The following is a 12,786-nucleotide window of genomic DNA, read 5'->3' on the forward strand; positions in this document are numbered from 1 at the left end:
CCGGCGCTTGGACATTTGAACGGTCAGCGCACCACTTCGCGGTGGCCGCTGGCCAGGCGGGTGGCGATCAGCTTGTCGATGCGGCGGCCGTCGAGGTCGACCACCTCGAAGCGCCAGCCTTGCGCATCGACGCACTCGCCGGTCGCCGGCAGATGGTGCATGTGCGACAGCACATAGCCGGCGACGGTTTCGTAATCGCGGTTCTCCGGCAGGTCGATGCCCAGCACCTCGGCCATCTCGTCTGCCTGCATGTAACCGGCGAGCAGCCATGAGCCGTCGTCGCGCTGGACCGCGCTTTCTTCCTCGCCGGCCTCGAGGTCCGAGCGGAAGACGCCGGTGATGGCTTCCAGAATGTCGGCGGGCGTGACGATGCCTTCGAAATGGCCGTATTCGTCATGCACAAGCGCCATCGGCACGTCGCTCTCCTTCAGCTTCTGCAGCACGTCAAGGGCGTCGGCCTGGTCGTGCACGATGGGTGCCGCGCGCACGTATTTGCGCGGGTCGAGCGCGCGGCCGCCGAGCAGTGCTGCCAGCACGTCGCGCGTCTGGATGACGCCGATCATCGCGTCCACCCCGCCGTCGCCGGCGGGCAGGCGCGAATGCTGGGTGTCCATCAGCAGCTTGCGGATCGTGGTTTCATCGGACTGCAGGTTGATCCAGTCGACATCGGTGCGCGGCGACATGACGGCGCGCACGGCGCGGTCGCCGAGCCGCATGACGCCGGCGATCATGCGCCGCTCGTCGGATTCGATGGTGCCGTGATGCTCGGCCTCGGCGACCAGCATCTTGATCTCCTCGTCGGTGACCTTTTCCTCGCTTTCGCCGCGCTGGCCGAGCAGCCAGAGCACGGCACGGCCCGAAATATCGAGCAGGAAGACCAGAGGCGCCGAGATGGTGGCGAGGATGGTCATCGCCGGCGCGGCTCTCACGGCAACGCGCTCGGGATCGCGCAGCGCGATCTGCTTGGGCACGAGTTCGCCGATGATCAGCGAGGCGTAGGTGATGATGGCCACGACGATGCCGACGCCGAGCGGGTCGGCGATGGTCTCGCGGATGCCTGTCGAGGCCAGATATTGCGCCAGCCTCTGGCCGAGCGTGGCACCGGAAAAGGCGCCCGAGAGCACGCCGACCAGCGTGATGCCGATCTGCACGGAGGACAGGAATTTGCCCGGATTGGAGCCAAGTGCCAGAGCGCGGCCGGCACCCTTGACGTTGCGGTCGATCATCGCCTTCAGGCGAGCCGGCCGCGACGAGACGATGGCGAGTTCGGACATCGACAGAAGGCCGTTCACGCAGATGAGGACGACCACGGTGGCGATTTCAACGTATAACATGAGGGGGTCAATAGCATTGCCGCACGGCTTTCGAAAATAGTCGGCGACCATTTTAAAAAGATGACGGCGATACGGGCCGATCAGGCGGCATCCCAGGGTGGCGACGAGAAATGCGCGACCAGCGCGTCGACGACGACCCGCACCTTGGGCGTCAAGGCTCGTGTCACCGGCCAGATGGCATGGACGGAAATGTTTTCGACCAGCGTGTCCACCAGCACCATTTCCAGCGCGCCGCTCCTGAGGCTGTCCGCCACCAGCCAGGTCGGCAGGAAGGTGATGCCGCAGCCGGCAAGGACCGCGCCCAGCATCGGCTCGCCATTGTCGAGCACCAGCCTTGCCCGCGGCGTGAATTTCGCGACATGGCCATCGGCTTGCCTGATGCTCCAGGCGTGGGCGACGCCGTTGCGGGTGTAGCCGATCAGGTCATGGCCAGCGAGGTCCTCGATCGTCCGTGGCCTGCCGTTTCTGTCGAGATAGGCGGGGGCGGCGCATATGGCCGAGCGCTGGGTATAGAGCCGGCGTGCGGCGAGCGACAGGCTGTCGTCGAGGTCGCCCATGCGGACCGCGAGGTCGATGCCTTCCTCGATGAGGTCGACGCGGCGGTCGTTGAAGGAAATCTCCATGGCCAGATCGGGAAATCGCCTGGAAATGTCGAACAGCACAGGCGCCACGCAGCGGTGGCCGAAGGCCGAGGGCAGGTCGACCCGAAGGCAGCCCGAGGGCACCTGCCGGCGCGAGGCCAGCAGCGCCTGGGCGGCTTCGATCTCGGACAGCGCCCTGACGCAGGCTTCATAATAGCACAGGCCTTCGCTGGTCGGGCTGAGGCTGCGCGTGGTGCGGTTGAGCAAGCGGATGCCAAGCCGCTGTTCCAGTTGCGCGACCGATTTGCCGACCGCCGATTTCGTCACGCGCAGCCGCTCGCCGGCGCCGGTGAAGCTTCCGGCCTCGATCGTTTGAACAAAGGCGACGATGCCTTGCAGATCCGCGGATTCCATCGATCTATTCCCATTGTAGAAATCTGATCACCAACTCGTTTCCGATTATGGATCATGGAAGCGCTTTTTTCCACAGTGAAACGGCGTAGATATCCCGCCAGCCATGCAATCGGGAGCAGACGCAATGAAGAGCGACATCAACAGATCCTGGCGGATGACCGGCTTCGGCCTGCCCAGGCTGGAATTGGCCGAAGGGAGGGTTCCCGAGCCCGGGCCGCATGAACTGCTGGTGCGGATCAAGGCCATATCGCTGAACTACAAGGACAGGATGATCGTCGATGGCGTGCTGATCCCCGACCTTGCCTTTCCATTCGTGCCGACCTCCGATGCCGTTGGCGAAGTGGTGGCGGTCGGCGGCGGTGTCAGCCGTTTCCGGACCGGCCAGCGCGTGCTGGGGCAGGTGATCGCCGACTGGCCGGATGGCGATGCGCCGCCGGTGCTGCACCAGCACACGCTGGGATCGTCGCTGCCCGGCACGTTGAGCGACTATCTGCTCCTGCATGAGGACGCCGCCGTGCTGGCGCCGCCGTCGCTCAACGATGCGGAGGCCTCGACGCTGCCGATCGCGGCGCTGACAGCCTGGTTCGCCATGGCCGAGGCGACACGACCGGTGCCCGGCCAGACCGTCCTGATCCAGGGCACCGGCGGTGTCTCCCTGTTTGCGCTGCAATTCGCCCACGCCTTCGGCCTGCGCGCCATCGTCACGTCAAGCAGCGACGGCAAGCTCGAGCGGGCAAAGACGCTCGGCGCCTGGCAGGTGATCAACTATCGCGCCAAACCGGCATGGGACGAGGTGGCGCGTGAGTTGACGGGTGGCGCCGGCGTCAACCATATCCTCGAAATGGTCGGCGGCGACAATGCGCGGCGATCGCTCGACGCGTTGGCCGCCGATGGGCGGCTGTCGATCATCGGCCTGCTGGGCAGCATGGAACTCAGCTTTCCCATCGTGCCCTTCCTGCGCAACCGTATTGTCGTGCAAGGCATTTCGATCGGCCATCGCCGCGCCTTCGAACGGATGAACGAGGCGATCGAGGCGCTGGCGATCAAGCCGGTCATCGACAAGGTCTTTGGTTTCGACGAGGTGCCGCGGGCCTTCGAGCATCTGGAGAAGGGGCCGTTCGGCAAGATCGTCATCGCCACGGCCTGACCTGTGATCACCGCAACTGCTTCAGCACGCCGACGATCGCCCTGCCATCGGTGAAATAGGGGTCGCCGCCACCGTTGCGGCCGGTTTTGGTGGCGCCGATGCCCGCCAGGTCGCTGGTCGAGGACAACAGGCCGGCGGCATTGAGATCGCCGATCACAAAGTCGCGTTCGGCATCGATGTCGGGACCGATATGATGGGTGATGGCGCCCGTGTCGTGGCTCAAGCCGACACCGCGATCGAAGCTGGCGGCGCCCAGCCAGAGCGGCCTGCCATCGTCGCCGACCGTATCCGTCCGCCAAAAACGGATGCGGTGGCGCCGGTCGGCACTGTCGCCGACCGGCTTTTCGAAAGCGAGTTCCTGGGCGCGGCCCTCGAACAGCAGGCGGCTCACCGGGGCATCGGGATAGGGGCGGGAAAACAGGACACTCTCGCCGATATCGATGGCGGTCCTCAAGGTGACGGCGTCGGCGGTGTCCCAGCCGGCGACGGCGAAAGCGTGCACCAACTCCTTCTCCGTACCGACCAGGCCGACATTGATGGGATCGCCGGGAATGCCTTGCGGCGTGTGGGTGACCATTTCGAAGCGCTGGTTGCGAAAGCCGCGATCGCGCAATGTCCAGAATTCCGGCGCGGCGACATAGGCGAGCGCCACATAGGCGGCCAGACCTGCCACCAGCCAGATCGTTACGCGTCGTCGAAGGCTTCCGTGGATCATCTACTCACTGTCTCGTTGCTGCCACCATGCCTTCGTCATCCTAGGGCGGAGCAAGGAGCGAAGCGACGCAGCGCAGACCCTAGGATCCATGCCACGACAACGGCCGAAGAATACAGCGGTTCAGAATGAGCGGAACTGCCTGAGAGTGGACACACGTTCTTCTGATAGCATCTCACGTCGCACCTGCTCAGGGGTCACGGCATGGATCCTAGGGTCTCCGCGACGTCGCTTCGCGACTGCTCCACCCTAGGATGACGAAGTACCGGCTCCGGCTAAATTCCATCGTCCTTGATTGCGGTGCTCTACCGGCAGGCGCGATAACCGCTCTTGCGGTTCTTGATGTCGAAGTGGAAATGGTTGCGGTGGTCGTAATTGTAGCCGGGGCCGAGCACGGTGGTGAAATACTGGCAACCGTCGGCGCGCACATTGTTGAGGAAGCCCCGGGTGCGGAAGGCGAACAGGCCGGGCTTGCGCACGTCGATGTCATCGCCATTGTTGAGTTCGATGCTCATGACGTCGAGCGCGTTGCCCTTGCCGTGCTCGGACAGCACGCCCTCACCGGCAATGTTGCGGCAGGAATAGCTCGAGCCCTGGTGGATGGTCCTGACGCCGGAGAAATAGCGCCAGCGGGCGGAGGGAACGAGTTCGTTCTTCGTCCAGGCGGCGAAGGTGGCGGCCATGTCGCAGGTCAGCGTCGCGGCGGGTTTCATCTGGATGCCGCCGATTGCGGTGACCTTGACCGGATAGTCGATGCCGCACTGGCCTTCGTGGATCGGCGCCAGGTCGGTGTAGGCGACATCGAGGCGCTTCAGCTGCTGGCGGCAATCGGTTTCGCTGGCCGGCATCTGCTCCACCGGCGACATCGGTTCATCCATGCGTGGATAGGCGGCCTGCGTCATGTAGGGATTGGACGGGACAAACCTCTGCATGCCCGTATATTGCGGCACGGCCGCGGTCTGCGAGCCGACATCGACGGCGGGCTGCAACGACAGCACGCTGCCGGTGTTGCAGGCCGAAACCGCGGCCATCCCCAGACCGGCGGCCAGCAGCGATGCAGGTTTCAGTTGCCGCGCGGCGGCGCGGAAAACGGCGCGAAATGTGCCGGCCATTGGCGGAATCCTGTTGGATATCCGGCATTTTAACGATCAAGGGTAAAGGAAAACTCAGCGCCTGCGTTCACGCCTGCGGCTGAAATGCGGCAGCGAGCCTGTAACAGCCGCATTTATTGGCAGAACGTGCCGCCATGCCGGCGCGGTTCGAGATCGAGATGGAAGTGCAGCGCGTGGTCGGCGTCGGCGCCGGGGCCGAGCACGGTCTTGAATGGGCCGCAGGCGGCCTTGCGCACGGCGTCGAGGAATTTGCCGTCCTTTTCCGGCGGTGTCGGGCCGACCTCGATCGTCTTGCCGTCGGACAGCGTAAAGCTGGCGATGTCGAGCGCGTTGCCGAAAGCATGTTCCGACAGTTTGCGCGTGCCGTGGCGCGGCCGGCAGACGAAGGCGGATGCCTGGCTGATCGATTTCAGGTCCGCGCCGAATTCGGCCTTCGCCGCCGGCTGGATGACGTCGGCGGCAAAACGCACTGCCGCCTCCGCCATCTGGCAGTTGAGTTCGGTGCCGGGGGCAATCGCGATCGACTTGCCGAGCGACTTCAGCACGATCGGGTAGGGGATCGAGCAGCCGATTTCGGGATTGCTCTCGGCTTTGTGGTCCTCGAATTCGACGCCGAGCGTCTTCAGGCGCTCGCGGCAGGCGACTTCCTCAGCCGGCATCTTGTCGGCGGGGAGATCGGCCGAGCGCGGATCGGGCAGCATCTTCTCCTCGTCGCCCGCATCCGCCGGTTTTGGCGTCGGCTGGGGGGCGACGGCCGGCGGCTGAGGCTCGGGCGTCGTGGTGTCTGGCTTAGGCGTCGGTGTTGGCACCACGGCTGGCGGCTCCGGCTCGCTTTCCGTTTCGGCCGGTGGTTCGGGCGGTGTCTGGCTTTTCCGATGGGACTTTTCGTCCTTGAGCAGATCGGGCGCTCCGCCGCTCTTCGGACCTTCGGTGTTCCGATCCTGCGTCTTTGGAGCGTCTACCTTTGGGGCGTCCGCCGGACGTGGCTCGGGCACCGGAACATCGGCGGACGGCTGGGCATCCTGCGTTTTTTGCGGTGCGGGTTTTGGCGCGATATGCTGCCTGACCCGCGCTCTCGACTGTCGCTTGCCTCTTGGCCGCAGCGGCTGGTCGGCCCGCTGCGTCAGCGGCTGATCCACGCGCGGGCTTAGCGGCCCGTGGTGTCTGTGACGATGTCTGGCGTCGGCCGGCGTCACCAGCAGAACCGCCGCCGCCAAAAGCAGCGCCAGAGTGCAGAATCGGGAAAAGCTCAGCGTTGCCATCGCTCGGAAACGGCGCCGGTCGGCTGAAGTTGCCTGGACAGGCGCTTCGACCCGATCACAATCGGTTACCTCCGCGTTACGCGCCGATCGCTTCCAGCCCCTCTTCCAGCAAGTCGGCGAGCAGCGGCATGCCGAGCAGGTATTTCGCCGTGCGTTTGTTGGCGCGCTCCCGCGCCGCCGCCACCGCTTCGGCCCATTCCGAGGCGTCGTAGTCGCCGCGGCCGACCCAGGCCAGCGCGATCAGCTCGGCCGCCTCGTCGATATTGAGGTCGTTGATCAGCTCGCGCAGCTCTTCCTCGGTGAGGTTTTCCGAGCTTTCCTCGGCAAGGCCGTCGTGGTGATGGTTGTCATGCCTGTCGCCGTCGAACTCGACCTCGTGTTCGGCGCCGTCGGCATAGTCCTCGTTGACGGCCGCGCTCAGCGCCTTGGCCTTGAGAATGAACAGCCGCACGGTGTCGGGTCCGATCGTCAGATCCCAGGTCTTTTCACGCCGCCGCTGCACGGGCCTCTCCGTCAGTCGTTTGCCGGATGATACCGGATTTGCGGCATCCGTCACCTCATGTTCTCCAGGCGGGCTTTTTTCCGGGATGAAACGCGGACTGCTCGGCGTTAGTGTGGCATTGTCACAGCCTCAGGAGGTTTCCATGCATAAAAGAGTGCTTATCCAGGCGGCGAGCGCGCTTGTCGCTCTGCAGTTCCTCGCCGTTCCGGCGTTTGCCGCCGGCAGCAGCGGTGGCAGCGACCAGACTGTCACCCAATGCAAAAAGGGCGAGGTCTGGGATAAGAAGAAGCAGAAATGCGTGCCGCCCAAGGAAGGCATGCTGGACGACGACAGTATCTATGATGCGGGCCATGCACTGGCGATGGCCGGCCGCTACGACGAGGCGATCTCGGTTCTCGTTCTGGCCGCCAACAAGCAGGATCCGCGCATCCTCAACTATCTCGGCTATTCGCACCGCCATTCCGGCCGCGTTACCGTCGGCCTCGGCTACTACGAGGAAGCGCTGCGCATCGACCCGAATTACACGCTGGTGCGCGAATATCTCGGCGAGGCGCATCTGCAGATCGGTGACCTGGCCGGCGCCCAGCAGCAGCTGACGGAGATCGAAAAGCGCACCGGCAAGGGTTCGCGCGAATACGGCATGCTGTCCGAGCAGATCGAACATTTCATGAGGAGCTGATCGGGCACCATGGTTTCTCGAAGCGGCCGCGAGCGATCGCGGCCGTTTTTGTTCGCTCCATTCCACAGCCACCTTCGCTGACAAAAGAAGGGATGATTTTTGCAAAACCGATTTTTGAGCGTGAAAAGCCCGCAAAGATTGCTATATTCAGGGAAATTGCGGTGAAACGGTTCCGTTAGCCCGAGGCTGCCGGACCGTTTTCTTTTTGTACCCAACGACAAGGCTTCCCCCGAAACGCGGGGGCGGCGGCAGGAAAGGTCAGGCACTATGAACAAGGTCCCGATGACAGGCGAGGGGTTCGCGTCATTGAAGGAAGAACTGCGTTGGCGCCAGCAGGAAGAGCGGCCGCGCATCATCGAGGCGATCTCCGAGGCGCGCTCGCATGGCGACCTGTCCGAAAATGCCGAATACCATGCCGCGAAAGAGGCGCAGAGCCTCAATGAGGGCCGCGTCAACGAGCTCGAGGATTATATCGCGCGCGCCGAGGTGATCGACGTCACCAAGCTCAGCGGCGACAAGGTCAAGTTCGGCGCCACCGTGGTGCTGGTCGACGAGGACACCGAGGAGAAGAAGACCTACCAGATCGTCGGCGACCAGGAAGCCGACGTGAAGTCCGGCCGCATCTCGATCTCTTCGCCCATCGCGCGCGCGCTGATCGGCAAGGAAGTCGGCGACGCCATCGAGGTCAACGCGCCTGGTGGCGCACGCGGGTACGAAATCGTCCAGGTGCAGTTTATCTGAGGGCGTCGGCTGGGTGCGGCTCCGCGCTGACAGGCGCTATTCGCGCGAAGGTTTGCGCCGCCCCTCATTGCCCTGCCGGGCATTTCTCCCCGTATAGTGACGGGGAGAAAGACGCCCTCGCTGATGGTTTCGCCAATCGCCGGCGCCGCAGAAAAAAAGGCGGCGAGGGTGCAATCAGCCCCTTCTCCCCGTCACTATACGGGGAGAAGATGCCGGCAGGCGGATGAGGGGCAGCGCTGACCTTTCCAATCGTTCGGTCGAAAGTCAGCCTTTTCCGGCGGTTGTCCGGGTAAGCTCTAAAAGTCGTTCCGCCTCCGCGACTACCTGTTCAGGCATCACATGGTCCCCCGGTGCGGCCAGCAGCGTCGATGCATATTGCCCACGCGGCCCGGTCAAACCCGGTTCAGTTGCCAAAAATACCGCCACCGTCGGCAGGCCGAAGGCGCTGGCGAGGTGGGTCAATCCCGTATCGGCGCCGATGACGAGCGTCGAGCGGCCGAGAATGGCTGCGATGTCGGCCAGCGGCGATTTGGGCAGCACGACCGTGGATGGCACGGCCTTGGCGATCGCTTCGGCCACGGCCTTCTCCCGTTCGTTCGACCAGGTGGTGACCGGCGTCATGCCGCACTCGACCAGCAGGCGGGCGGTTCCGATCCAGTCCTCGGCAGGCCATTTCTTGTCCTCGCGGCTGGTGCCGTGCAGCAGGAAGGCCGCTTTTCCGTCGATGCCGGCGATCGTGCCCATCGGTGCGACGATGCCGGAGTCGAGCGTCGAAAGGTCGGGCCGGTAGCCGAGCGCCAACCCGAACAGCCGCCTTGTCCGCTCGATGGCGTGCAGGTCGCGCGGCACGGCGTAGGGGACGTCGTAGAACAGCGTCGCCGAGGGTTCGCGCGCGCTCGACCGGTCGAAGCCGGCGATCGGCGCACGCGCCTGGCGTGCCACCAGGGCCGATTTCAGCAGGCCTTGCGCATCGACGACGAGATCATATCGGCAGGCGCGCAAGGCACGGCGCAGGGCCGCCGCCTGGCGCCAGGTGTTCGTGTCGAAGAGGCTCTTTCGCCAGCGCCTTATCGCCACCGTGTGGATGGTGCCGATCGCCGGATGCAGCGCGACGATGCCGGCAAACGCCTCCTCCACGCACCAGTCGAAAGCGATATCGGGCCGCGCGCGGCAGGCATCCTCGAGTGCCGGAAAGGTGTGGATGACATCGCCCATCGACGATGTCTTGACGATCAGCACCTTCATGCCGCGGCCGGAACTTCCAGCAGCCGGTCCGCCGCCGCGGCGACCCGCCCGACTTCCAATGTCTTGAGGCAGTTGAGGTGGCCGAGCGGACAGATTTTCTGGTGGCAAGGCGAGCAGGACAGGCCGAGCCAGACCAGTTCGCGCCGTTCCGCCAGTGGCGGCGTATTTTCAGGCGAGGTCGAGCCGTAGACGGCAACGATCGGCGTGCCGACGGCGGCCGCGACATGCATGAGCCCGCTGTCGTTGGAGACCGCGAGCCGGGCGGCCGCGATCAGGTCGATGGCGTCCTCCAGCCGCGTCTGGCCGGCGAGGTCGACGACGCCGGGGGCCAATGCGGCGATTTCGGCCGTCACGTCGCGGTCGTTCTTCGAGCCGAACAGGGCGACCTTCAGTCCCTTGCCCATGAATTCGCGGGCAAGGCCGGCATAGCTTTCGCTTGGCCAGCGCTTGGCCGGGCCGAACTCGGCACCGGGCATCAGGGCCACGAATTTTTGCGGCGCCAGACCGAAGCGGTCGAGCAGGGCGGCCTGGTTTTTCGCGTCCACGGTCAGCCGGGGTGCGCGGAAACTGCCGCCCTGGGCGAGGCCGAAATAGGCCTGCGCGGTGCGCCGTTTCACGGCGTCGGACAATGGTACGATGTCGGTCAAAAGGCCATAGCGCATTTCGCGCAGATTGCCGAAACGGCGCGGAATGCGGGCAAAGAACGGGATCAGCGCCGACTTCCAGCTGCCTGGCAGCACATAGGCCAAGTCGTAGCGGCCGCGCAGCAGGCGGCCGAAGCGGCGGCGATGGCTGAATTCGAGCGTGCCGGGCTTCAGCGGAAAGTCGATCTGCTGGCGGATCTCCGGCATGCGCTTGACCAGAGGTGCCGCCCAGGCGGGCGCCAGCACATCGATCGCGGCGTTGGGATGGAGCTCCTTCAGCGCCGAGAACAGGCACTGCGCCATCACCATATCGCCCACCCAGCGTGGGCCGATCACGAGGATCGTTGGGCTTTCAGCCATTCGACATAGTCTCTGACGCCGGTTTCTACTGTGCGGAATTGCCCGTTATAGCCGGCCGCGCGCAAGCGGGACATATCAGCCTGGGTGAAACTCTGGTAGCTGCCCTTGAGATGGTCGGGGAATTCTATGAACTCGATCTCGCCCTTGCCCAGCGTGTCGATGACCGTTTCGGCGATGGCGCGGAACGGCTGGGCGCGGCCGGTGCCGCAGTTGAAGATGCCGCTCGCGCCACGCTTCCATAGCCACAGATTGACGTCGGCGACATCGCCGACATGGATGAAATCGCGGCTTTGCTCGCCCGGTCCGAAGCCGTCATGGGCGCCGAACAGCTTCGGATTTTCGCCGCGCTCGACCTGGTTGAACAGATGGAAGGCGACGGAGGCCATGGCGCCCTTATGCGCCTCGCGCGGGCCATAGACATTGAAGTAGCGCAGCCCCGCGACCTGCGAATGATCGCTGTCGAACACGGTGCGCCTGACATAGTCGTCGAAGAGTTTCTTGGAATAGGCATAGACGTTGAGTGGCCGTTCAAACGCCGGCTCCTCACGAAATTCGGATCCGCCGCCATAGACCGAAGCCGAGGAGGCGTAGAGAAAGGGCACGCGCAGCGCCTGGCAGGCATGCAGCAGCTGTTTCGAATAGGCGTAGTTCACGTCCATCATGAACTTGCCGTTCCATTCGGTGGTGGTCGAGCAAGCCCCCTGATGAAAGACTGCCTCGATGCGGCCGAGCGAGCCGGCTTCCATGCGGGCCAGGAAGTCGTCCTTGTCGAGATAGTCGGCAATGCTGAGATCGGCCAAGTTGGCGATCTTGTGGCCGTCGGTCAGGTCGTCGACGACCAGGATGTCGTCATGACCTTCCGCATTGAGCGCGGCGACGATGTTGGAGCCGATCATGCCGGCGCCGCCCGTGACGATGATCATGAAGGCCTCTGGTTGCGTGCGATTCCGGTCCTTATAAGGGAGGCTGGCCGGGCTGTCGACAAAGCAGGATCCGTGATTAGGCCCAAAGCTGCTGTCTAGCGAGTCGCCATAGGCTTCTTGCTGACAATCACGTCAGGGCAGCGCCGCCCCTCATCCGCCTGCCGGCATCTTCTCCCCGTATAGTGACGGGGAGAAGAAACTGGACGCAACCTCGCCGCCTTCTCTTGCAACGTTGAAAATTGGCGAAACCATCGATGACAGCGTCCCTCTCCCCGTCTCTATACGGGGAGAGGATGCCGGCAGGCAGGTGAGGGGCAGCGCCAACGCCAGAAAAAGGTCATAGGTCGAATTCGAAGACACCCAACATTTGTGGTATCGCCAAAACGGAGACGAAGGGCTGAAGTTAGTAAGCGCTGCCTGTCATAGACCCAACGACAAAGGAACAAAAAATGCCGTCGACCGAACTGCTGATCGCGTTTTTCGCCACCACGGCGATCTTCGCCTATATTCCGGGTCCGGCCATGCTCTACGCCGCCGCGCAGACCATGGCGCGCGGACGCTGGTCGGGGCTGACGGCGGCACTCGGCATTCACCTCGGCGGCTATGTGCATGTCTTTGCCGCCGCCGCCGGCCTGTCGGTGCTGTTCCATGCCGTTCCGCCGCTCTACATGGCGGTCAAGCTGGTCGGCGCGCTGTACCTGATCTGGCTCGGCATCTCGCTGTTTCGCAAGCGCGTGGAGGGCGACGTGGCGCTGCCGGCGATCGAGCGCAAATCGGCTTGCCGAGCGTTCTTCGAGAGCATCGCCGTCGAGGTGCTCAATCCCAAGACCGCGATATTCTTCATGGCGTTTCTGCCGCAGTTCATCGATGCCTCCGCGGCCTTGCCGGTGTGGCTGCAATTCGTCGTGCTGGGCACCATCGTCAACCTGATGTTCTCCTCGGCCGATGTCGTGTGCGTGTTCCTGGCCGGCCTGGTGATCGGCCGGCTGCGCCGTTCGAGCCGGGCGCAGCGGCTGATGCAGCGGGCCGGCGGTGCGGTGCTGGTCGGGCTCGGCGTCCACGTCGCCCTGCAGAAAACCTGACCGGTCCGAGTTTGCCTCCGCCCCGGCGTTGCGCTGCGCCGAATTGCG

The 12,786-nt window shown here is 64.3% G+C and carries 13 protein-coding genes; 4 read left to right on the forward strand and 9 right to left on the reverse strand.

Translation table 11 applies throughout. The annotated features are described in order from the left end of the window. Nucleotides 1-23 precede the first annotated feature (23 nt). Together EN851_RS32880 and EN851_RS32885 are read right to left on the reverse strand one after the other, a co-directional pair. Entirely contained in the window at nucleotides 24-1,334 is a 1,311-nt protein-coding gene (locus tag EN851_RS32880; protein ID WP_135930928.1) for a hemolysin family protein, read from the reverse strand. Between the two features lie 80 nt (nucleotides 1,335-1,414). Continuing rightward, nucleotides 1,415-2,329, reverse strand: a complete 915-nt coding sequence (locus EN851_RS32885) for a LysR family transcriptional regulator (protein ID WP_135930929.1) — start codon at nucleotides 2,327-2,329, stop codon at nucleotides 1,415-1,417. Nucleotides 2,330-2,453: 124 nt separating this feature from the next. On the opposite strand from EN851_RS32885, the gene EN851_RS32890 reads away from it, so the two are divergent. Next, on the forward strand, nucleotides 2,454-3,476 hold the full coding sequence (locus EN851_RS32890; protein ID WP_135930930.1) for an NAD(P)-dependent alcohol dehydrogenase: 1,023 nt from the start codon (nucleotides 2,454-2,456) through the stop codon (nucleotides 3,474-3,476). A 7-nt stretch (nucleotides 3,477-3,483) separates the two neighbouring features. Here the strand turns inward: EN851_RS32890 and EN851_RS32895 are convergent, their stop codons facing one another. The 4 genes from EN851_RS32895 to EN851_RS32910 form a co-directional block, all read right to left on the reverse strand. Then, nucleotides 3,484-4,191 (reverse strand): LssY C-terminal domain-containing protein, encoded by a 708-nt coding sequence (locus tag EN851_RS32895; protein ID WP_135930931.1) that lies wholly within the window; start codon nucleotides 4,189-4,191, stop codon nucleotides 3,484-3,486. Nucleotides 4,192-4,493: 302 nt separating this feature from the next. Then, nucleotides 4,494-5,300, reverse strand: coding sequence for an extensin family protein (locus EN851_RS32900; RefSeq protein WP_135930932.1), 807 nt, complete (start codon nucleotides 5,298-5,300; stop codon nucleotides 4,494-4,496). Between the two features lie 113 nt (nucleotides 5,301-5,413). Beyond that, nucleotides 5,414-6,439: an extensin family protein gene (locus tag EN851_RS32905; protein ID WP_245520867.1), complete on the reverse strand. Its 1,026-nt coding sequence runs from the start codon at nucleotides 6,437-6,439 to the stop codon at nucleotides 5,414-5,416. Between the two features lie 199 nt (nucleotides 6,440-6,638). Next, nucleotides 6,639-7,064 carry a DUF3775 domain-containing protein gene (locus EN851_RS32910; RefSeq protein WP_135867506.1) on the reverse strand — a complete coding sequence of 142 codons (426 nt, stop codon included), beginning with the start codon at nucleotides 7,062-7,064 and terminating at the stop codon, nucleotides 6,639-6,641. A 142-nt stretch (nucleotides 7,065-7,206) separates the two neighbouring features. Between EN851_RS32910 and EN851_RS32915 the strand changes: the two genes are divergently transcribed. Then, complete coding sequence (locus tag EN851_RS32915; RefSeq protein WP_127873473.1) at nucleotides 7,207-7,743, forward strand: tetratricopeptide repeat protein; 537 nt, start codon at nucleotides 7,207-7,209, stop codon at nucleotides 7,741-7,743. Between the two features lie 267 nt (nucleotides 7,744-8,010). Next, on the forward strand, nucleotides 8,011-8,484 hold the full coding sequence (greA, locus tag EN851_RS32920; protein WP_023671981.1) for a transcription elongation factor GreA: 474 nt from the start codon (nucleotides 8,011-8,013) through the stop codon (nucleotides 8,482-8,484). A gap of 264 nt (nucleotides 8,485-8,748) precedes the next feature. On the opposite strand, the gene waaC is transcribed toward greA, so the two are convergent. Genes waaC through rfaD form a run of 3 tightly spaced genes read right to left on the reverse strand, consistent with a single transcriptional unit; the run spans nucleotide 8,749 to nucleotide 11,656 of the window. Then, nucleotides 8,749-9,729, reverse strand: coding sequence for a lipopolysaccharide heptosyltransferase I (waaC, locus tag EN851_RS32930; protein ID WP_135930933.1), 981 nt, complete (start codon nucleotides 9,727-9,729; stop codon nucleotides 8,749-8,751). After that, nucleotides 9,726-10,733 carry a lipopolysaccharide heptosyltransferase II gene (waaF, locus tag EN851_RS32935; protein WP_127278281.1) on the reverse strand — a complete coding sequence of 336 codons (1,008 nt, stop codon included), beginning with the start codon at nucleotides 10,731-10,733 and terminating at the stop codon, nucleotides 9,726-9,728. The genes waaC and waaF overlap by 4 nt, the downstream gene beginning before the upstream one ends. Then, nucleotides 10,706-11,656 carry an ADP-glyceromanno-heptose 6-epimerase gene (rfaD, locus tag EN851_RS32940; RefSeq protein WP_127278282.1) on the reverse strand — a complete coding sequence of 317 codons (951 nt, stop codon included), beginning with the start codon at nucleotides 11,654-11,656 and terminating at the stop codon, nucleotides 10,706-10,708. The genes waaF and rfaD overlap by 28 nt, the downstream gene beginning before the upstream one ends. Nucleotides 11,657-12,105: 449 nt before the next feature. On the opposite strand from rfaD, the gene EN851_RS32950 reads away from it, so the two are divergent. After that, the gene (locus EN851_RS32950; protein WP_127278283.1) at nucleotides 12,106-12,738 is read left to right on the forward strand and encodes a LysE family translocator; all 633 of its coding nucleotides are present in this window, start codon (nucleotides 12,106-12,108) and stop codon (nucleotides 12,736-12,738) included. Nucleotides 12,739-12,786 lie beyond the last annotated feature (48 nt).

It is taken from the genome of Mesorhizobium sp. M8A.F.Ca.ET.208.01.1.1 (assembly GCF_004791315.1).
In the GTDB taxonomy this organism is placed as follows: domain Bacteria; phylum Pseudomonadota; class Alphaproteobacteria; order Rhizobiales; family Rhizobiaceae; genus Mesorhizobium.